Origin of the sequence: Actinocrinis sp., from assembly GCF_035650855.1 — a bacterium.
Taxonomy (GTDB): Bacteria; Actinomycetota; Actinomycetes; order Streptomycetales; family Catenulisporaceae; genus Actinocrinis.
The window spans coordinates 1-19,028 of sequence record NZ_DASRGV010000379.1 but is presented as its reverse complement, the minus strand read 5'-3'; the positions used below and the strand labels follow the sequence as shown (position 1 = coordinate 19,028).

Annotated in this window: 18 protein-coding genes; 12 read left to right on the top strand and 6 right to left on the bottom strand. The window is 71.1% G+C overall.

What is annotated here, in order from left to right; all coding sequences use genetic code 11:
* A partial coding sequence (locus VFB40_RS26745; RefSeq protein ID WP_324855476.1) for an AfsA-related hotdog domain-containing protein occupies positions 1 to 610 on the bottom strand: 610 nt, incomplete at its 3' end.
* 240 nt (positions 611 to 850) lie between these two features.
* Here VFB40_RS26745 and VFB40_RS26740 point away from each other — a divergent pair.
* Positions 851 to 1,474, top strand: a complete 624-nt coding sequence (locus VFB40_RS26740) for a ScbR family autoregulator-binding transcription factor (RefSeq protein WP_324855474.1) — start codon at positions 851 to 853, stop codon at positions 1,472 to 1,474.
* The gene (locus VFB40_RS26735) at positions 1,471 to 2,358 is read left to right on the top strand and encodes an SDR family oxidoreductase (RefSeq protein ID WP_324855472.1); all 888 of its coding nucleotides are present in this window, start codon (positions 1,471 to 1,473) and stop codon (positions 2,356 to 2,358) included. The genes VFB40_RS26740 and VFB40_RS26735 overlap by 4 nt, the downstream gene beginning before the upstream one ends.
* Here the strand turns inward: VFB40_RS26735 and VFB40_RS26730 are convergent.
* Positions 2,328 to 3,014, bottom strand: a complete 687-nt coding sequence (locus tag VFB40_RS26730; RefSeq protein ID WP_324855469.1) for a TetR family transcriptional regulator — start codon at positions 3,012 to 3,014, stop codon at positions 2,328 to 2,330. The two genes, VFB40_RS26735 and VFB40_RS26730, sit on opposite strands and share 31 nt — an antisense overlap.
* Before the next feature lie 273 nt (positions 3,015 to 3,287).
* On the opposite strand from VFB40_RS26730, the gene VFB40_RS26725 reads away from it, so the two are divergent.
* Entirely contained in the window at positions 3,288 to 5,252 is a 1,965-nt protein-coding gene (locus VFB40_RS26725) for an AfsR/SARP family transcriptional regulator (RefSeq protein ID WP_324855468.1), read from the top strand.
* A gap of 20 nt (positions 5,253 to 5,272) precedes the next feature.
* Here VFB40_RS26725 and VFB40_RS26720 read toward each other — a convergent pair whose 3' ends face one another.
* On the bottom strand, positions 5,273 to 6,301 hold the full coding sequence (locus VFB40_RS26720; protein WP_414642157.1) for a 2-oxoacid:ferredoxin oxidoreductase subunit beta: 1,029 nt from the start codon (positions 6,299 to 6,301) through the stop codon (positions 5,273 to 5,275).
* A 28-nt stretch (positions 6,302 to 6,329) separates the two neighbouring features.
* Entirely contained in the window at positions 6,330 to 8,267 is a 1,938-nt protein-coding gene (locus VFB40_RS26715; protein WP_324855466.1) for a 2-oxoacid:acceptor oxidoreductase subunit alpha, read from the bottom strand.
* 173 nt (positions 8,268 to 8,440) lie between these two features.
* Here VFB40_RS26715 and VFB40_RS26710 point away from each other — a divergent pair, with 173 nt between their 5' ends.
* The 4 genes from VFB40_RS26710 to VFB40_RS26695 all read left to right on the top strand — a co-directional run bounded on the left by VFB40_RS26710 (position 8,441) and on the right by VFB40_RS26695 (position 11,710).
* Complete coding sequence (locus tag VFB40_RS26710) at positions 8,441 to 8,752, top strand: acyl-CoA carboxylase epsilon subunit (protein ID WP_324855464.1); 312 nt, start codon at positions 8,441 to 8,443, stop codon at positions 8,750 to 8,752.
* An 82-nt stretch (positions 8,753 to 8,834) separates the two neighbouring features.
* Complete coding sequence (locus tag VFB40_RS26705) at positions 8,835 to 9,956, top strand: alpha/beta fold hydrolase (protein ID WP_324855461.1); 1,122 nt, start codon at positions 8,835 to 8,837, stop codon at positions 9,954 to 9,956.
* Positions 9,957 to 9,990: 34 nt separating this feature from the next.
* On the top strand, positions 9,991 to 10,773 hold the full coding sequence (locus VFB40_RS26700) for a thioesterase II family protein (protein WP_324855460.1): 783 nt from the start codon (positions 9,991 to 9,993) through the stop codon (positions 10,771 to 10,773).
* A gap of 184 nt (positions 10,774 to 10,957) precedes the next feature.
* A complete protein-coding gene (locus VFB40_RS26695; RefSeq protein ID WP_324855458.1) occupies positions 10,958 to 11,710 on the top strand; it encodes a LuxR C-terminal-related transcriptional regulator in 753 nt (250 codons plus the stop codon).
* Positions 11,711 to 11,868: 158 nt separating this feature from the next.
* Here VFB40_RS26695 and VFB40_RS26690 read toward each other — a convergent pair whose 3' ends face one another.
* Positions 11,869 to 12,837: a class-II aminoacyl-tRNA synthetase family protein gene (locus VFB40_RS26690; RefSeq protein WP_324855457.1), complete on the bottom strand. Its 969-nt coding sequence runs from the start codon at positions 12,835 to 12,837 to the stop codon at positions 11,869 to 11,871.
* A gap of 213 nt (positions 12,838 to 13,050) precedes the next feature.
* Between VFB40_RS26690 and VFB40_RS26685 the strand changes: the two genes are divergently transcribed.
* From VFB40_RS26685 to VFB40_RS26670, 4 genes are all read left to right on the top strand, one after another.
* Positions 13,051 to 14,088, top strand: coding sequence for a ketoacyl-ACP synthase III family protein (locus VFB40_RS26685; RefSeq protein ID WP_324839384.1), 1,038 nt, complete (start codon positions 13,051 to 13,053; stop codon positions 14,086 to 14,088).
* Between the two features lie 34 nt (positions 14,089 to 14,122).
* On the top strand, positions 14,123 to 16,105 hold the full coding sequence (locus tag VFB40_RS26680) for an HAD-IIIC family phosphatase (RefSeq protein WP_324855455.1): 1,983 nt from the start codon (positions 14,123 to 14,125) through the stop codon (positions 16,103 to 16,105).
* A 7-nt stretch (positions 16,106 to 16,112) separates the two neighbouring features.
* Positions 16,113 to 16,358 (top strand): acyl carrier protein, encoded by a 246-nt coding sequence (locus VFB40_RS26675; RefSeq protein WP_324839382.1) that lies wholly within the window; start codon positions 16,113 to 16,115, stop codon positions 16,356 to 16,358.
* A gap of 110 nt (positions 16,359 to 16,468) precedes the next feature.
* Positions 16,469 to 16,696: a DUF6059 family protein gene (locus tag VFB40_RS26670; RefSeq protein ID WP_324855452.1), complete on the top strand. Its 228-nt coding sequence runs from the start codon at positions 16,469 to 16,471 to the stop codon at positions 16,694 to 16,696.
* Between the two features lie 71 nt (positions 16,697 to 16,767).
* Here VFB40_RS26670 and VFB40_RS26665 read toward each other — a convergent pair whose 3' ends face one another.
* Positions 16,768 to 17,280 carry a DUF4231 domain-containing protein gene (locus tag VFB40_RS26665; RefSeq protein WP_324855450.1) on the bottom strand — a complete coding sequence of 171 codons (513 nt, stop codon included), beginning with the start codon at positions 17,278 to 17,280 and terminating at the stop codon, positions 16,768 to 16,770.
* Between the two features lie 278 nt (positions 17,281 to 17,558).
* On the opposite strand from VFB40_RS26665, the gene VFB40_RS26660 reads away from it, so the two are divergent.
* A complete protein-coding gene (locus VFB40_RS26660; RefSeq protein ID WP_324855448.1) occupies positions 17,559 to 18,932 on the top strand; it encodes a BamB-related PQQ repeat family beta-propellar protein in 1,374 nt (457 codons plus the stop codon).
* Positions 18,933 to 19,028: the final 96 nt, after the last annotated feature.

The following is a 19,028-nucleotide window of genomic DNA, read 5'->3' as shown; positions in this document are numbered from 1 at the left end:
GCAGCCTGCGATATGCAGCTGGTGATATGCACTGGAGTTCGCCACGGCCGATGCCGACGGGCTCGAGTTCCAAGCCGCGGCGCAGCACCGTGGTGATTTGGAAGCCGAGCAGCACGTCCTTGCGGAAGCGCACGTCCGTGCAGCTGGCGGAAAGGATCAGGTTGGTCGGCGTGCCCGCGCAGACGAGTCCGGCCGCGGTCACGTCGTAGCTGAGGTTGCGCATCAGCGCCGCGTGCGCGAGCGGCGCCTTGTAGCCGACGTGGCTGATGAGCAGCCCCGCCTGACGCACGGTTTCGGCGAACAGCAGCGGATCGTGGACACCGCGGGCGGTGCGGTAGAAACTGTGACCGCGGGGCCACTGAGCGGCGAGCAGAAAGGTGTCCGGCCGGCCGTCCTCCGCGAACCCGGTGAGCAGCACTTCGGCTACCGACGCGCGGTGCACGAAGCGGCGCGGGACCGGCTGCTCGAAGAAGTTGGACCTGGCTGCGGCGGCCGATCCGGCCACGGCTTCCGAAGCCGCCTGCGCGGCGGCGTCGGCGGTTGCGGTGAAGGAAGTGGAGCGTGTCGAGCGCGGTGCCGGTTTGTGCGCGTCTTGCAGTGAACCGATCATTGCAGGAGCCCTCCCCGAGGACGCCCTGGCTGGCGTCGATACCAAACAAACCTACCAGTAGGATTGTTTAGTCGGCAAGGGTCGAGTTTGCCGTCGCAGCCCTGGCCGGACCGGGGCAAAGCAGGCTATCGTCTGTGGTAGCAGGCAGTTCTCCAGGGGACGTTACAGGGGCTGGTCTCCGGTGATACCGTCTGTGTGGTTTTAGTTCCATTCGAACCAGCGCGAAGGCCGGGGAACGTCATGGCACAGCAGGAACGAGCGGTACGCACTCGTGAGGCGGTCATTCTGGCGGCCGCCGAGGCCTTCGCCGATGCCGGCTTCCTGGCGACCAGCATGGCCGACATCTTCGCCCGCGCCGGGGTCACCAAGGGTGCGCTCTACTTCCACTTCACCTCGAAGGAGGAGCTGGCCTTCGCCATCATCGACGCCGAGGAGGAGGCCGCCGCCGAGCTGATCGGCAGCGTGATGGCGACGGACACCCCGCCGCTGCAGAAGCTCATCGACATCTCCTTCCGCTGGGCGCACCTGATCCAGAGCAGCCCGGTCGTGAAGGCCGGGGTGCGGATGATCATCGAGCAGGGCACCTACAGCCGCCCGATGCCGCTGCCCTACGACCAGTGGCAGGAGCTGGCCTCGCAGCTGCTGGGGCAGGCCCAGGAGCGCGGCGAGCTGGAGCGCGGGGTCGACGTGCGGATGATGGCGGAGTTCATCGTCTCCTCGTTCACCGGGGCGCAGGTCGTCTCCCAGGTGGTCTCCGGCCACAAGGACCTGATGCTGCGGGTGGAGCGGATGTGGCAGCTGCTGCTCAAGGGCCTGCTGCCGCCGGGCAACCCGATCGTGTTCTTTCCACGCTTTGAATCATGATCCTGGTCACGGGGGCATCGGGAACAGTCGGCGGAGCGGTGGCGGGTCGGCTCGCCGCGGCCGGATTCCCGCTGCGGCTGATCGCGCGGGATCCGAGGCGGATCGCGGTGGGCGGCCCCGGCGTCGAGGCGGCCGGGGCCGATTTCTCCGACCCGGCGGCGCTGGCGCGGGCGTTTCAGGGCGCTGAGCGGGCGTTCATCGCGACCAACGACCCGCTGCGGCCGGAGCAGGACGAGAACCTGCTGGCGGCGGCCGCGCGGGCCGGCGTCAAGCACGTGGTGCGGCTTTCGGCGCTGACGGTGACCGACGCGGACGCCGACGATCTGATCACCCGCTGGCACCGCGACTGCGAGCGACGGCTGGAGGCCTCCGGCCTGCTCTGGACCTTCGTGCGGCCGCGCTCCTTCATGTCGAACACCCTGGGCTGGGCCCGGTCGCTGGTCGACGGCGTGGTGCGCGCTCCGTTCGGCTCGGCGCGGGTGGCCTGCGTGGATCCGCGGGACGTGGCCGAGGTGGCCGTCAGGGCGCTGACCGAGCCGGGGCACGAGGGCCGCGCGTACTCGGTGACGGGTCCGGCCGCCATCAGCAGCGCCGAGCAGGCACAACAGCTCGCTGAGACGCTGGGGCGGCGGCTGCGGTTCGAGGAGATCTCCGTGGACGAGGCGCACCGGGACCTGGCGCGGCGTTACCCGCGGCCGGTCGCCGACGCGCTGGCGCAGCACCTGTGCCGCCGCGGGGCGAACGCGAAGTGCCAGGTCGAGCGCACCGTCGAACTGGTCACCGGCCGGCCGGCGGCCTGCTTTCGCACCTGGGCCCGCGACCACGCGGCGGCGTTCCGGCTGACGCCGGTCTCTCAGTCGGAGCCGGTTCCGGAGGGCTCGTAGCGGTCCGCCTCGCCGGAGTCGATCAGGCCGGGCAGCAGCAGCCGCCAGACCGAGGTGAGCGTCTCCTGCTCGACCAGCTGCGGCGAGCGGCGGAAGAGCAGTTCCAGGCCGGTGAGCACGCAGGCGAGCGCGTCCTTGCCGAGGTTCGGCCGGGCGGCCGCGGCTGAGTCGGACGGCGTCCGCGGCGCGGGCAGGGCGCTGAGATCAGGGTTCTGCGACGCCGCGTCCGCGGCTCCCCCCGGCCGGCGCAGCACCTCGTCGACCACGCCGGCCCAGTCCAGGCTCAGGCCGACCCGTTCCGGGTGCAGGTCCTCGTCGGTGCCCAGCCGCAGTCCCGCGCGCAGGACCTGGTCGTCCGCGAGCCGCCCGACCAGGGCGTGGCTCAGGTCGATCAGGATCTGCAGCGGCAGCTCGGCGGTCTGCCGCCGGCGGGCGTGCTCCAGCAGCCAGTGCACCGTGTCGGCCGCCTCGTTGACCACGGCGAGCGCCAGGTCCCGCTTCGAGGCGAAGTGAAAGTAGAGCGCTCCCTTGGTCACCGTGGCCAGGCGGGTGATCTCACCCAGCGGGGCCGCGGTGAAGCCGTCGCGCTCGAACACCGCGGCGGCGGCGCGGATGATCGCTTCCCGAGTGCGCTCTGCCCGCTCCTGTTTGATCATGTGCTCACTTCCGGTTCCACGCACGCCCTTCGCTGGACGCGTTCACACGGACTGCGGCTTCACGGAGAAGCCTGCGTCGACAGTAAACCATACCATCCCAGCGGTTTTTGGGTCCAGGTTTGCCACAATGCCTGGTTAAGCCGAGTTAAGCTCGGCGACAGGACGTTCGAACGGGTTGCCGATCCGGGCTGCGCATGCTAAAAACCACACAGCTGGTTTTTTTCTGGCCGACGGTTACGGCGGCCGATTCCTCGGGGACGCGAGGTGGGGACGGTGCAGTTCGCAGTGCTCGGACCGATGGAGGTCCACGACGATCAGGTCGACGTCACCCCGCCCGCCGCCATGCCCCGCCGGGTGCTCGCCACTCTGCTGCTGCACGCGGACCAGGTGGTGCCGATCCCCACGCTGATCGAGGAGCTCTGGGACGACGAGCCGCCGCGCCTGGCCCGCAAGACCGTGCAGACCTATGTCTACCAGCTGCGCAAGGCGTTGGCCTGCGGCCCGACCGGCGGCGTGCGGCAGCTGCTGGAGACCAGGCCGCAGGGCTACCGGATCCTGCTGGAGCCCGGCGAGCTGGACCTGCGGCTGTTCGAGCAGCGGGCCAGGACCGGCCGCAGCGCGCTGGCCGCCGGCGACGTGGGCAACGCGGCCTCGTCGCTGCGCGAGGCGCTGTCGGTGTGGCGCGGCGACGCGCTGACCGACCTGGTGCCGGGCCCGGTGCTGTCGGCCGAGGCGAGCCGGCTCGAGGACGCGCGGCGCGGCGTGCTGGAACAGCGGGTCGAGGCCGATCTGCGGCTCGGCCTGCACCGGGAGCTGATCGGTGAGCTCAAGGTCCTGATGATGCGGTATCCCGGGCACGAGGAGTTCTGCGCGCAGCTGATGGTCGCCGCCTACCGCTCGGGCCGCCGGGACGAGTCGCTGGCCGCCTACGACCGGCTGCGCCGGGTCGTGGTCGAGCAGACCGGCCTTGAGCCCTCGGAGCGGCTGCGCCGGCTTCAGCACGCGGTGCTGGTGGACTCGCCGTCCCTCAACGCGCCCGAGCCCGGCGCCGCTCCCCCGCCGCTGCGCGAGCCGCCCGCGGAACTGCCGCCCGGGCCGGAGCAGATCGTCGGCCGCGCGCACGACCTGGCGCTCATCGGCGCCGCGCTGCGCCGCCGGCCCGCGACGGCCTCGCCCGGGCTCGTGGTGGTGGCCGGCGCGCCGGGCACCGGAAAGACGGCGACGGCGCTGTTCGCCGCGCACCGGCTGCGCGAGAAGTTCCCCGACGGGCAGCTGTTCGCCGCGCTGCACGGCGATTCGGGCCTGCCGGTCGATCCGCTCGCGGTGCTTCAGGGCTTCCTGCGCTCGGTGTCCACGGAGGAGCCGCCGGCCGCGCTGGAGGCGGCCGCGCGCCGCTTCCGCAGCTGGACCGCCGATCGCAGGATGCTGATCGTGCTGGACGACGCGGCCTCGGCCGCGCAGGTGGTCCCGCTGCTGCCGAACGGCCGGGGATGCAGCACCCTGATCACCAGCCGGCGGCTGCTGCCCGGACTGCCCGGCGCGGCGCTCGTGCGGCTGGGCGGGCTCGACCCCTGCGACGCGTTCCAGCTGCTCTCGCTGCTCGTCGGCGAACCGCGGGTGCTGCGCGATCCGGAGGCCGCGCTGGAGCTCGCGGAGCTGTGCGACCGCAATCCGTTCGCGATCCGGGTGGCCGGGGAACGCCTGGCCGCGCGCCCGCTGCTGGGCCTGCCTGAGCTGGCCGAGCGGCTGCGCGGCGAGGAGTGGCGGCTGGGCGAGCTGAGCATCGGCAGCCTGGACGTGCGCGCCCAACTGCTCGAGGCCGGCCGGCGGCTGGACCGCGCGGAGCGCGGAGCGCTGCGGCTGCTGGCCGGGCTCGGCTCGGGCAACTTCGACCTCGCCCAGGCCATGGCGGCGCTCTGCGCTGACGAGCGCACGACGCGGCGCCTGCTCAACAGCCTGATCGACGCGCTGCTCGTGGAAGACACGGCCCTGATCGACGGCCCGGCGGCCGGCGGCGAGGACTGGCCGTGGAGCGGCCGCCGGTTCCGGCTGCCCACGCTGCTGCGGCTGGCCTGGTCGGACGCCCGGGCCTCGGAGACCGAGACGCCGCGCTCGAGGCGGCGCGGGGTGCTGTGCCGGACCGCGGCCAGGCCGCATCAGAGCCATACAGTCAGACTGCTGAGGTACTCGTGCATCGCGTGGGGAGCGACACGTTACGGATCCGGCAACGGGTCCTGAGCAGCGGATGGACCTCGGGCTCAACGTCCCGGTACTTCCCAGGTGTCGTTGCCGGTGAGCAGGGTGGTCAGGTCGCCGTGGCCGCGGGTGGTGGTGGCCTGGGCCAGTTGGGCGGTCAGTTGCTGGTCGTAGCTGGGGCGGGTGGCCTGGCGCAGGATGCCGATCACGGTGCCGTCCAGGCTGGTGGGGTCGGCCAGGCGGGTCAGGGCGAAGGCGTGTTCGGGGCCTTGGGCGTGCGCGTCGTGCACCAGGGCGGGGCGCGGGTCCTCCTGCGGGACCAGGGCGTAGCCGGCGGTGTGCGGGTTGCGTACGGCCTTGCGCTGGTCGCCGGTGGTGATCGGCTGGCCGTGGGCCAGGCGGATGAGGTGGCCCTCGCGCGCGGCGGGGTCCTTGACCGGGTCGAAGGCGCCGTCGTTGAAGATGTTGCAGTTCTGGTAGATCTCGATCAGGGCGGTGCCCTGGTGGCGGGCGGCGGCGGACAGGACCTCGGTGAGGTGTTTGCGGTCCGAGTCGATGGAGCGGGCCAGGAAGGAGGCCTCGGCGCCCAGGGCGAGGCTGAGGGGGTTGAAGGGGGCGTCCAGGGAGCCCAGCGGCGTGGACTTGGTGATCTTGCCTTGCTCGCTGGTGGGGGAGTACTGGCCCTTGGTCAGCCCGTAGATGCGGTTGTTGAACAGCAGGATCTTGAGGTTGACGTTGCGGCGCAGGGCGTGGATGAGGTGGTTGCCGCCGATGGACAGGGCGTCGCCGTCGCCGGTGACCACCCACACGGACAGGTCGGGGCGGGTGGCGGCCAGGCCGGTGGCGATGGCGGGGGCGCGGCCGTGGATGGAGTGCATCCCGTAGGTGTTCATGTAGTAGGGGAAGCGGCTGGAGCAGCCGATCCCGGAGACGAACACGATGTTCTCCCGGGCGATGCCCAGGGTGGGCATCAGGCCCTGGACCGCGGCCAGGATCGCGTAGTCCCCGCAGCCCGGGCACCAGCGCACCTCCTGATCGGTCTTGAAATCCTTCACCGTCAAGGGAAGGAGTGTCTTCGTGCCCTCAGACAACCCCGTTCCCTCAGACAACACCGTGGCGCTAGGCGACACTGACGATCCCCTCCTGGATGACGACCGCGAGCTGTTCCGCGGTGAACGGCAGGCCGCGCACCTGGGTGACCGGCTGCGCGTCGACGAGGTACCTGGCCCGGACCAGGCCGGCGAGCTGGCCGAGGTTCATCTCGGGAACGAGTACGAGCTCGTAGTCCGCGAGCACGTCGCCGAGATTCGCCGGGAACGGGTTCAGGTGCCGCAGGTGCGCCTGCGCGACCTGGCCGCCTTCGAGACGGACGCGGCGTACTGCGGCGGCGATCGGTCCGAAGGTCGAGCCCCAGCCCAGCACGAGCACCCGCGCGCCTCCGCTGGGGTCGTCGACCTCCAGCGGCGCGACGCTGTCCGCGATCCGATCCACCTTCGCCTGCCGGGTACGCACCATCAGGTCGTGGTTGGCCGGATCGTAGGAGATCTCCCCGGTCCCATCCGCCTTCTCGATCCCGCCGATGCGATGCTCGAGACCCGGCGTCCCCGGGATCGCCCACGGCCGAGCCAAGGTTTCCGGGTCGCGCAGGTACGGCCAGAACGCCGGCTTACCGTCGGCGCCGGTGTGGTTGGGAGCGGTGGCGAATTCCACGTGCAGGTCCGGCAGCTTCTCGACGTCTGGGATGTGCCACGGCTCCGAACCGTTGGCCAGATAACCGTCCGAGAGCAGGAACACCGGAGTGCGGTACGTCAACGCGATCCGCACTGCCTCCAACGCCGCATCGAAACAGTCCGCCGGCGAACGCGGCGCCACGATCGGCACCGGAGCCTCGCCGTTGCGGCCGTACATTGCCTGTAAGAGGTCTGATTGCTCGGTCTTCGTCGGCAGGCCGGTCGACGGGCCACCACGCTGGATATCGCAGATCACCAGCGGCAATTCGAGCGAGACCGCCAGGCCGACGGTTTCCGACTTGAGCGCGACTCCGGGCCCTGACGTCGAGGTGACGCCCAGGGCGCCGCCGAAAGAAGCCCCCAGGGCCGCGCCGATGGCGGCGATCTCGTCCTCGGCCTGGAAGGTGCGCACTCGGAAGTTCTTGTGCTTCGACAGCTCGTGCAGGATGTCGGAAGCGGGGGTGATGGGGTAAGCACCGAGGAACAGCGGCAGGCCGGAGCGCTGTGACGCCGCGATCAGGCCGTAGGCCAGCGCCAGGTTGCCGGAGATGTTCCGGTAGGTGCCGGCCGGGAAGGCCGAGACCGCAGGCGCGACTTCGTAGGAGACCGCGAACTGCTCGGTGGTCTCCCCGTAGTTCCAGCCGGCCCGGAAGACGGCGACGTTGGCCTGAGCGAGCTCGGGGCGTTTGGCGAACTTGGCCTGGAGGAAGCGCTCGGTTCCCTCGGTCGGCCGGTGGTACATCCAGGAGAGCAGTCCGAGCGCGAACATGTTGGCGCAGCGCTCGGCCTCCTTGCGCGTCAGGGGGCTGTCGGCCAGCGCGGCGACCGTCATCGACGTGAGCGGGACGCGGTAGACGGTGAACGCGTCCAGCGAGCCGTCCTGCAGCGGGTCCGCCGCGTACCCGACCCGATCGAGCGCCCGAGGCGTGAACTCGTCGGTGTTCACCAGGATCTGCGCGCCGCGCGGCAGATCCCTGATATTGGCGCGCAGCGCCGCCGGGTTCATCGCCACCAGGACGTCCGGCGCGTCGCCGGGCGTGAGGATGTCGTGGTCGGCGAAGTGCAGCTGGAAGCTGGAGACTCCGGGCAGCGTCCCGGCGGGCGCGCGGATCTCAGCGGGGAAGTTCGGCAGCGTGGACAGGTCGTTGCCGAAGGACGCGGTGCGGGAAGTGAACTGGTCGCCGGTCAGCTGCATTCCGTCGCCGGAGTCCCCGGCGAAGCGGATCACCACCCGGTCCAGCCTGAGCACCGGCTTTCCGGAGGCGGATCCTGGGCCGGCGCCGCTGAGGGAGCCGTCCGGCGGTGCGCTCGCCGCGGTGATAGTCACGGTCGCAGACCTCGCTCCTGTTCGATGATTGCGATCAGCGAAGCGGTCCCGGCTTGAGCCGCGCTTGCATCGCCGATAAGCGTCGCTTCGGCCCCGTGCGTCACAGGCGTCCAGCCCCGTGCGTCACAGTCTTCTTAAGCGCCTCACAAGGCCCGCGCCGGACGCTCGACGGCATGACCATCCTGTCCACCGATCTCGCGGCGCACGGCCTTGCGGAGCCGGTGACGGAGCCCCGCACAGGACTCGACCACCCAGGCACTGAACGCTCCGTGATCCAGGCGGACGGCGCTTATTGCACCGACGTGCTGCGCGTCGTGCGCGGCACCCCCAATCCGGACGAGCTGGCGGCGCTGGTCGCAGCCCTCTTACTCACCCGCCGGGCGCACGAGCAGAACCTCTCGCGCGCGCCGGAGGCCGCGCAGCACCGGCCCGCCTGGCCGCGGGACCGCTACCCGGCCCCCGGTTCGTGGGCGGCCGGACCGTGACCGGCCCGCGCGATCCGCGCCGCCGGCCGATTTATCCGCGTACCGACCTGGCAGCACGGGGGTCGGCAGGAAGGAGAACGTCGTGGCAACCAGCAGGGCGGGGACGACGAAGGAGAACCGGGCACGGCTGCGCTCCGTTCCGGCGGGCGCGTCGGTGGCCCGACTGCGTTACCGCACAGTGCACGGTTACCGCCGCGCATTCCGGATGGCGGGCAACGGGCCGGCGGTCCTCCTGATCCACGGAATCGGCGACTCTTCGGACACGTGGGCGCCGGTCATCCCGGGCCTCGCGCAGCAGTACCGGGTGATCGTGCCGGATCTGCTCGGGCACGGGCACTCGGACAAACCGCGGGCCGACTACTCGATCGGCGGCTACGCCAACGGGATGCGCGACCTGCTCTCGGTGCTCGGCATCGACCGCGCCACGCTGATCGGCCACTCGCTCGGCGGCGGCATCGCGATGCAGTTCGCGTATCAGTACCCGGAGCGCACCGAGCGCATCGTGCTGGTGTCCACCGGCGGAGTGGGCCGCCAGGTCACCCCGCTGCTGCGCGCCGCCTCGCTGCCCGGCGCCGACCTGATTCTGTCCGCGCTCAACCTGCCCGGAATGCGCACCCAGATCGGCTGGCTGGTCAAGCTGCTGCAGATGAGCGGGACCCGGCTCGGCCTCGACGGCCCGGACGTGCTGCGCGTGGTCGACGCGCTGCCGGACGCCACCGCCCGCGCCGCGTTCATCAGGACCCTGCGTGCGGTCGTGGACTGGCGCGGCCAGGTCGGGACCCTGATGGACCGCTGCTATCTGACCGAGGGCATGCCGACCATGCTGGTCTGGGGCGACAAGGACCCGATCCTGCCGGCCCTGCACGCCGGACTCGCGCACGTCGCGATGCCGGGCAGCCGGCTCGAGCTGTTCCCGAACACCGGCCACTTCCCCTTCCACACCGAGCCGCAGCGGTTCCTGAACGTGGTGCGCGACTTCATCGAGAGCACCGAACCGGCCAGCTTCTCGCCCGAGCAGTGGCGGCAGATGCTGCGCAACCGCAAGCCCGAGCTGCGGGAGCGGATCCTGGTCCGCACGGCCGCGGCGGCGGCCGCAGTGGCCGCGGCAGGCACGACGGGCACGACGGGAACGACGGGCACGACGGGCAAGCCAGGCACGGCGACCGCGGAGCCGGGAATCAGCATTCTGCCCGTGGCGGCCTGATCAAGCGGCCTGACCGATCAGGAGGAGGAGCACGATGACCCGTTACCTCTCCGCGCCGCGCCCGGGTACGCCGGCGAGCGGGCCGCGGATGTTCTGCTTCCCCTACGCCGGCGGCGGCGCCTCAACCTACGCGGGCTGGCAGCGCGCGCTCGGCGATCGGGTCAGGGTGCTGCCGATCCACCTGCCCGGACGCGAGGGCCGCATGTCGGAGCAGCGGTTCACCGACCTGGACGAGCTGACCGCGGATCTGGACTGGGAGCTGGACGCGGAGCTCGACGAACCGCACCTGTTCTTCGGGCACAGCATGGGCGCGCTCATCGCGTTCAGCCTGGCCCTGCGCAGGTTCGAGCGCGGCGCAACGCTGCCGACGGCGCTGGTCCTGGCCGCCTACCGGGCGCCGCACCTGCCGCCGCCGAAGATCGGCGACGTGGACGCCCCGGACGCCGAGCTCGTCGACGTGCTCAGCGCGCTCGGCGGGATCCCGGACGCGGTGCTGCGGCACCCGGAGTGGCTCAGCACCCTGCTGCCGATCGCGCGGGACGACCTGGTGCTGTGCGCCACGGTGCCGCCGCGCGAGCAGCAGCCGATGCCGGTGCCGATCCACGTCTTCGCCGGCCGGGAGGACCCGCTGGTCGCGCCGGTGGAGATGAGCGAGTGGTCGCGGCACACCGCGGACGAGTTCGAGATGCGGATCCTGCCGGGCCGGCACTTCTTCATCAAGGAGCGGGAGACGCATTTCCTCGACCACCTCGCGCACCTGCTTGACCGGTACACGTCGAAGGGACCTGCGCACCGGCGGCAGGCTCGCGCGGCGTGAGGGGGCGCTCGACCGGCGCGGGACAGGAGACGGCGCCACTGCCGGCGGCGGATGGACGATCATTGGTCACCTTGGCGGGTTGCGGCACCCGCGCAGCGATGCAGTAGGCTGACGCTGACCGTATATCGGACGTCACTTTCCGTAGCGGAAAGTGGGGCCGGAAGCCGGAGAGGTGGTCGACGACATGGCCGGGGCAGGCGTGTCGGCGAAGGTCCGTTACGACCGGCCGCGGCCGCGTTTCGCCGTGCCCCGCCGGTTCGAGGCCTGTCGCAGCACACTGACGGGCCTGGCGGCGCCCGGGACCTCGGCGACCGGCCTGGTCGCGGCGGACAGCCATCCGATCGTGCTGGCGGGGCTGCGCGAGCTGTGCGCGACGACCGACTGGCTGCACTTGGCGGCCGCGGCAGCGACCGGCGCGGAGGCGATCGCCGCGGTCGGCGCGAACCGGCCGCAGCTGGTGGTGATGGACACGCGGCTGCCCGACCTGCCCGCGGTCGACGTGATCAGGAGGCTGCGAACGCTGCACCCGCCGGTCCGCATCGTGCTGTTCACCACGGATCCGGAGCGGGCGGAGCAGGCCGCGGCCGCCGCCGGGGACGCGGGCGAGTCGGTCGCGGCCGTGGTGCACAAGCGGACCGACCTTGGCGGCCTGGCGAGTGCGCTGCGGCGGGTCGCGGACGGTGAGCGGCTGCTGCCGGACGGCTCGGCGTCAGGGGCCCGGCGGACCGACCGGCCGCGGACGCCCGGGGCGTTGACTCCCCGGGAGCACGAAATCCTGCGAAAAGTCGCCGCGGGGATGACGAATATTGAGATAGCGCGGGAACTCGGGCTCGCGCACAACACGATCAAGACGTATTTCCAGCGGACGCTGGAGAAGCTCGGCGCCCGCAATCGGGTCGAGGCGCTGCTGCGCGCCGACGAGAAGGGCCTGCTGTGAGTACGAGGTCGAAGAAGCCGGGGAACTGGTGACCGACGGCGGCGACCACCGTGAGGTCGCCGCCGCGTCACCGTCCCTGTTCGGGCGCGCCGTTCCCGATCAGGTACACCGTTTCCGCTGTCTTCGCAGCGGTCGCTTTCCCCAGTACACAGCCCCGCTCAGGTGCACCGCCCGCGCCTGCGGACGGCGGTCAACCGCTCGGCGGCCCGCACGGCCGCGGCCGGCAGGTCGGGCCAGTTCACCGGATCGGTGCCGTGCCGGTCGGTCAGCGCGAACAGCCAGCGCTCGATCCCGAAGGCGGCGCAGGCGCTGTGCGCGTAGGAGCCGCCGCGGGTGATGCCGAAGCCCGCGCCGAAGTGTTCGTAGTGCAGATTCACCGACGCGATCGGCAGATCCCCGCCGTATACGGCCTCGTATTTGGTCGGCTGCAGCCGGGTCGAGCGGCGCCGCGGCGTTCCCGGCGGCCGGAAGAACGGATCGGTGGCGTTGAGCCAGGCCACCGGCAGGTCGACGTCCTTGAACAGCTGGTCCAAGGCGAGCCGCGCGGTGCTGAGGAACGCGCCGGCCTCCGCACGGCTGCCCAGGCAGACGATCTCGCGCATGCTGAAGCTCCACTGCCGGCGCAGCGGCTCGTAGTGCTCCTCCTGCCGGAAGCAGGTGTTGCGCGTGGTGACGTACCGCGCCTTGGTCAGCGACTCGCCCTCGTGGTCGGCGTACACGTGGTGGCAGGCGGCCGGGGTGAGCACCTGGTCGGTCGGCGCGAGCGCGATCAGCGCGACGCTGCCGTCCTCGGTGACCATCGGACCGGCGCGGAAGGCCTCGAGGTTGGCCTCGCGCGGGTCGAGCCGCACCGGGAAGGTCGCCTGGTGCGGGAAGGAATGCAGGTAGTCCACGCGCTGCAGCCCCTCGGCGGTGAGCGCGGCCGGATGCCATTCCTGCTGCGCGCCCCACAGCGCCTCGGCCAGGCCGACGAACGCGGCGTCCACGCTCTCGGCCAGCTCGCGCAGCGGCCCGTGCAGCGAAGCCTGTCCGGACGGTCGCCAGTTGAGCCCGAGCGCACGCAGCGCGTCCACCGTCTCGCGGGTATCAGCCTGCTGTCGAACGAATCCGTGAACCGCCCCGGTCATGTGGCCTCCCTCGCGCCGTAAGGGTGTGTGCGACGTGCCGTCACGCCCGAGTAGACCAGCCCGCGCGGTCCGGCCATAGCTGAAACCTGATACACCGCTCGGATATCTCCGATCGGAGATCCGGACGGGCGGTCCTGCGCAAGACCTGCTTTAGCAGTGGATCGGACTATCAGGGCTGGACGCTATTTCCCGATTGACGCCCTGGAGTAATTCATGCGTTGGGACAACTTGTACGTAGCGGCCTTCGGCGCCTATGTCCCGGACAAGATCGAGACCGCCGACGAGGCGATCGCGCAGGGCCGGTACACCGAGGGCGAGAAGGTCGCGAACGGTATTCGGGCCGTGCACGTGGCCGACCCGCAGACGGAGGCTCCCGGCGTCATGGCTGCGGCGGCCGGCCGGCAGGCGGTAGAACGGTCAGGCATCCCGCACGAGCAGTTCGACCTGGTCGTGCACGCCGGCATCGGGCACCAGGGCCAGGAGTTCTGGCAGCCCGCCTCTTACGTGCACAACAACACCGTCGGCGGCCCGGCCGCGGCGATCGAGATCAAGCAGGGCTCGAACGGAGGCCTGGCAGCCTTCGAACTCGGCGCCTCCTGGGTGGTGGCCAGGCCCGGCACGGCCGCGCTGGTGACCGCGGGCGACTCCTTCCACCTGCCCTACTTCGACCGCTGGAACAGCGATGACCAGCAGGTCTACGGGGACGGCGCGGGCTCGGCGGTGCTCTCCTCGCAGGGCGGCTTCGCCCGCGTGATCTCCACCGCCTCAGTCGCGGACTCGACCCTCGAGCCGATCTACCGGGGCCCGGACGCGTGGACGCTCGCGCCGTTCGCACAGGGTTCGAAGGTGGACCTGCGCGGCCGCAAGCGCGCGTACCTGGCCACCGGCGAGGACCTGTACGACCAGACCATCGAGCGGATGAGCAAGAGCCTGTTCGCGGTGGTCGGCGAGGTGTTCGAGGGCACCGGCAGCGACATCTCCAGCGTCGACTGGCTGATCCATGCGAACACCGGCAAGTCGATCGTGGAGTGGGCGTTCTACCGGCCGCTCGGCCTGGACGCCTCGCGCACCGTCTACGACTGGGGCTGCGACTACGGCCACATGGGCGCGGCGGACCACCTGGTGAACCTGGAGTACGTGGTGCGCAGCGGAAAGGCGAAGGCGGGCGACAAGGTCCTGACGATCGGCGTCGGCACCGGCTTCATGTGGACCGCGATCCTCATCGAGCTGCTGGAAACCCCGAGCTGGTAGCCCCGGACCGGATGACTCAGGAGGAGGAGCGCTGATGACCACGGTCGTCGACTCCCCGGTCTCCGCCGCAGCGGGGGAACCGGCAGACAACAACGCGAAGGCTGGCCCGGCAGGTCCGGCGGCCGATCCGATCGGCCGGCTGCAGGCGCTGGCCCGCGCCAAGACCCTGGCCGCGGACTACGCCGAGGTCGCCCCGCTGCTCGCGGAGGTCGCGTGGGGCGAGAACGCCGCGGCCGACCTGGTGCGGGCGGGCCGGGTGCTGAGCAAGCTGAGCCCGGCCGCGGTCCTGGAGCACCACCCGGCGCAGCCGGTGGTCAAGGTGGCGGTGGCGGGGCACTCCACGGTCGCCGCGCTGGTGCCGCCGCTGACCGCGGAGCTGGCCAGGCACGGCCTGGTGCTGGACATCACGCTGGGCGACTTCGACGGCTACCTGCGCGAGCTGCAGGATACCGGCAGCCAGCTTTACGCATCAGGGCTCGATCTCGCGCTCGTGGTGCTCGACCCGCAGGCGGTCTTCGACGAGCTGCCCGAGGTGTGGCGGGTCGAAGACCTGGAGCAGGCGACGGCGGCGAAGCTGGCGCAGCTCGACCGGCTGGCCGAGAAGTACGTAGGCAACCAGCCCACCGCGACGCTCGTTCTCAACACCCTGCCGTTGCAGCGCACGCACACGCACCAGCTGGTGGACCTGCGCTCGCGGGCCGCGCTCGGCATCGCCTGGCGTGAGTTCAACGCGGGGCTGCTGCGGCTGGCCGTCAAGCACCAGCGGGTCGCGGTGATCGACTTCGACCCGCTGGTCGCCGCCGGCGGCCCGGTCGGCGACGCGCGGATGGCCTCGTACGCGAAGGCGCATCTCGGCGACGAGCTGCTCGGCCGTTACGCGCGCGAGGTGGCGCACCTGACCCGCACCATCAAGGCTCTGACGAAGAAGGTGCTCGTCCTCGACCTGGACAACACCCTCTGGGACGGAATCCTCGGCGACGACGGCGCGGACGGCATCGAGATGGCCACCACGTACCGCGGCGAGGCCTTCGGCAACTTCCAGCGAGTGGCCAAGCAGGTCGGCTCGCAGGGCGTGCTGCTCGCGGTCAGCAGCAAGAACGACCACGAGCCGGTGCTGGAGGTGCTCAGTACGCACCCTGACATGGTGCTGCGGGACACCGACTTCGTGCGGGTCAACGCGAACTGGAACCCCAAGGACGCGAACCTGCGCGACATCGCCGCCCGGCTCAACCTCGGCGTCGACAGCTTCGTGTTCGCCGACGACTCGCCGTTCGAGACCGGCCTTATCGCGGCGAGCCTGCCCGAGGTCGCGGTGGTCCGGCTCGACGAGGAGCCGGCGCTGCACATCGGCAAGCTGCTCGCCGACGGCTGGTTCGACGTGCTCGAACTCACCGCCGAGGACCGCGAGCGCGCCGCGCTCTACCGCACCGACGCCGCCCGGCAGGACCTGCTGGACAGCTCGGACAACTTCGAGGAGTACCTGGCGAACCTCGGCGTCACGCTGACGCTGGCCCCGGTGAGCGAAGCCGAGGTGGCGCGGGTCTCGCAGCTGAGCCTGCGCAGCAACCAGTGCAACCTCACCACCCTGCGCATGCAGCCCGACACCGTGCGGGAGCTGGCGCAGAGCCCTGACCACCTCGTGCTGTACCTGCGCTCCGGCGACAAGTTCGGCGACAACGGACTGATCGGCGCGCTGTTCTGCACCAAGGGCGGGGGCGGGAGCGAGGGCGCCGGCCTGACCATCGACAACTACATCATGAGCTGCCGGGTCCTCTCCCGCGGGATCGAGCAGGCCGCGATCGGCGCGCTGCTGGCCCACGCCAGGGACGCCGGCCTCGGCCCGGTCCACGCGAGTTACCGCCCGACCAAGAAGAACCACCGGGTGCGCGACTTCTGGCCGTCGTTCGGCTTCGAGCGGCACGGCGGAACGGATGAGGCGCCCGACTACCGCCACGATCTGGCGGCCCTGCCAGAGATCCCCGGCCATCTGCGCCTCGACGCGAGTTTCGAAAGGTAGTGGACCCATGAGCACCCTGACCGAGGAGCGCTTCCTCGAGATCGTCCGCGACGAGCTCGACCTGCCGCTGCTGGAGACCGACCTGGAGAACGACTTCGACCAGGTCGTCTCCTGGGACTCGCTCTACCTGCTGCGCCTGGTCGCGGCGGTGGAGCAGGAGACCGGCACGCGGGTCCCGGTGGGCCGCCTGTTCTCCAAGCGCAGCCTGCGCGACATCTACACCACGATCGCCGGCGCGACCGCGGGCGTGTGACCCGGCGGCGACCGCGAAAACCCAGCAGCCACAGCGAAACCAGCCGGTCGGCGCGGGAGTCATGGCCCGCGCCGGCCGGCGCTCCATCCGTCCCGGAACAGGAGGCCGTCATGGGCGACTCCCCGCTGCGCCGCCTGCGCCACTTCCTCTATCTGTGCCTGCGGGCGTTCGCCGGCTCGAACGGCTTCCTCATCCCCGGCCCGCTCGACCCGATGGGCGACCGGCCGCCGTGCCTGCCGCCGGGCCATCCCGAGCAGCTGATCCCGCACATTCCGCCGACCGCCGAGGAACGCCGGCTGTGGGCCCAGCTCGTCGGCGCGTCCACGCCCGGCCGCTGACCGCGGACCGCGGACCGTTGACCGAGCCCCGCTGCCTGCGAACGCCTTCTCACTTCGGGCCGCGCGGGCGTTCAGTCCGTCCGGTGACCGGCCGGGAATGACAGATCCTTGAAATAGGTGTCCGCCTCGCGCAGTTGCAGCTCCCCCAGGCGCGCCAGCAATGCCTGCGTCGCGGCCCGGTGCGTTTCAGCGGCGCCGTTGGAGCAGTCGCCGTCGAGCTGCGCGCGCCAGTGCCAGTACGCCTCGGTGACGGCCCGCTCGGTCGTGCGCATCACGACCCAGGACTCGTCCCAGCGGTAGAAGGCCCGCAGACCGGTCAGCGCGGCCACGATCGTGCCGGCCACCGAGACGACGATCTGCTTGCCCGGATAGGTGGGAGCGACGAGCACGGGCAGCGAGGCGCCGATGAAGATCACGACGACGCCGGTGACCCGGTAGAACCTGCGGTGCCAGTGCGCCCGCCGATCGTAGAACTCGCGCACGCGCATCGCGTACTCGCCGGCCGCCGCCGTGAAGCCGGACGGCGGCAGCTCGGACGGCTCCGGCGGCAGCGGGACGGGATAGAACGGACTCAGGCGCTTCACTGCGGCTCCTCCCCGGCGCAGCGGCACGTCATCCGACGGTAGACGTCGACCACCTGTCCCACTGTGCCAGAATCGCCGGCCGCCACGGTAAGTTTCACTCCACCTCCTGTGCGCGACCTGCAACCGAGCGGGTCAGTAGGCGTATTCGGATCGCCGCGATCAATCTGAGCCCACAGGGACTGGCGCAATCCGCCGCGCTCCCTAGCCTGACGGTGGGCCGGCCGACCGGAAGCCGCCCCGGTTCGCCCGAGTCCACCACAGCGGATGGGTTGCAGCGCATGAGAAGCATCGTCTTGCGGGCAGTAGCGGCCTCAGGGATCTTCGTCGCGTGCGCCGCCTTTGCCGGGGCCAGTACCGCCGCGCACGCGGCCACCGCGGCTTCGGCCGCCCCGCTCGGGCAGATCACCCCCGGCGACTGGCCGACTTACCACCTCAACAACCAGCGCGACGGCAACCAGACCAAGCTCAGCCCCCTGTCCACGCTGTCGCTGAACTGGACCGCGACGCTCGACGGCGCGGTGTACGGCCAGCCCCTGCTCGTCGGCGGCCGGGTGTTCGCCGCCACCGAGAACGACACGGTCTACGCGCTCAACCGGACCACCGGCGCGGTGATCTGGTCGGCGCACGTCGGTTCGCCGGAACCGCTGTCGAGCCTGCCGTGCGGCGACATCGACCCGTTGGGGATCACCAGCACGATGGTCTACGACCCGGGCACCAACCGGGTGTACGCCCTCGCGGAACTGTCCGGCGCCACGCACACGCTCTTCGGCATCAACGCGTCGACCGGCACCGTCGAGTTGCAGACTCCGCTGGATCCGCCGAAGGGCACGGCGAACACCTTCCAGCAGCGCGGCGCGCTGACGCTACTCAATGGCCGCATCTACGTGCCCTATGGCGGCCTTTACGGCGACTGCGGCAACTACATCGGCCAGGTGGTCTCGGTGGCCACCGACGGCACCGGCGAGACGAGCTACGCGGTGCCGACCACCCGCGAGGGCGGTATCTGGGAGACCGGTGGCGGGGTCGTGGACCCCAGCGGAAACCTGCTGTACGCCTCTGGAAACGGTGCGGCGACATCAGGGGCCTACGACGGCGCGGACTCGGTCATGGAGCTGTCGCCCTCGCTGCAACGGCTGGACTTCTTCGCCCCGACCGACTGGGCCACGCAGAACGGCGGCGACGCCGACATCGGTTCCCAGACTCCGGCCATCGTCGGCCAGTACATCTATGAGGACGGCAAGACCAACAACGGCTACGTCCTGAAGCTCGGTGCCCTCGGCGGCGTCGGCGGCCAGGTGGCGGAGCTGGCGAACACCTGTCAGACCTTTGGGACAGCCGCGGTCGCCGGCAACGTCGTGTACGCGCCCTGCGCCAGTGGGCCGCAGGCGGTGAGCATCGCCGCCGACGGCACGCCGACGGTCCTGTGGACGTCCAAGGTTCCGGCCGAGGGTTCCCCCGTGATCGGCGGCGGCGCGGTCTGGTGGGTCGACTACTTCGGCGGCGAGCTCTACGCGCTGGACCCGGCCACCGGGGCGACGAAGGCGCAGATCTACCTCGGCGGCGCGTGCCCGACCTTCACCAGCCCAACCGTGGTCGGGAACCAGGCCTTCGTCGGCACCAAGACCGGCGTCGTCGCAGTCGGGGGCGCGTAAGCCCACTGATGATCCCGGGCAGCGCCAGCCGTTGACACCGCGCCTTAGCTGTCGACACTGCGTGTCAGCCGTTGACACCGGTGTAATGCCGCAGGC

What these genes read in the sequence shown, in the direction of transcription:
- VFB40_RS26740 (WP_324855474.1), top strand. Translation starts at nt 851, where the DNA reads ATGGCACAGCAGGAACGAGCGGTACGCACTCGTGAGGCGGTCATTCTG.
- VFB40_RS26735 (WP_324855472.1), top strand. Translation starts at nt 1,471, where the DNA reads ATGATCCTGGTCACGGGGGCATCGGGAACAGTCGGCGGAGCGGTGGCG.
- VFB40_RS26730 (WP_324855469.1), bottom strand. Translation starts at nt 3,014, where the DNA reads ATGATCAAACAGGAGCGGGCAGAGCGCACTCGGGAAGCGATCATCCGC.
- VFB40_RS26710 (WP_324855464.1), top strand. Translation starts at nt 8,441, where the DNA reads ATGACCATCCTGTCCACCGATCTCGCGGCGCACGGCCTTGCGGAGCCG.
- VFB40_RS26700 (WP_324855460.1), top strand. Translation starts at nt 9,991, where the DNA reads ATGACCCGTTACCTCTCCGCGCCGCGCCCGGGTACGCCGGCGAGCGGG.
- VFB40_RS26695 (WP_324855458.1), top strand. Translation starts at nt 10,958, where the DNA reads ATGGCCGGGGCAGGCGTGTCGGCGAAGGTCCGTTACGACCGGCCGCGG.
- VFB40_RS26690 (WP_324855457.1), bottom strand. Translation starts at nt 12,837, where the DNA reads ATGACCGGGGCGGTTCACGGATTCGTTCGACAGCAGGCTGATACCCGC.
- VFB40_RS26685 (WP_324839384.1), top strand. Translation starts at nt 13,051, where the DNA reads ATGCGTTGGGACAACTTGTACGTAGCGGCCTTCGGCGCCTATGTCCCG.
- VFB40_RS26680 (WP_324855455.1), top strand. Translation starts at nt 14,123, where the DNA reads ATGACCACGGTCGTCGACTCCCCGGTCTCCGCCGCAGCGGGGGAACCG.
- VFB40_RS26675 (WP_324839382.1), top strand. Translation starts at nt 16,113, where the DNA reads ATGAGCACCCTGACCGAGGAGCGCTTCCTCGAGATCGTCCGCGACGAG.
- VFB40_RS26670 (WP_324855452.1), top strand. Translation starts at nt 16,469, where the DNA reads ATGGGCGACTCCCCGCTGCGCCGCCTGCGCCACTTCCTCTATCTGTGC.
- VFB40_RS26660 (WP_324855448.1), top strand. Translation starts at nt 17,559, where the DNA reads ATGAGAAGCATCGTCTTGCGGGCAGTAGCGGCCTCAGGGATCTTCGTC.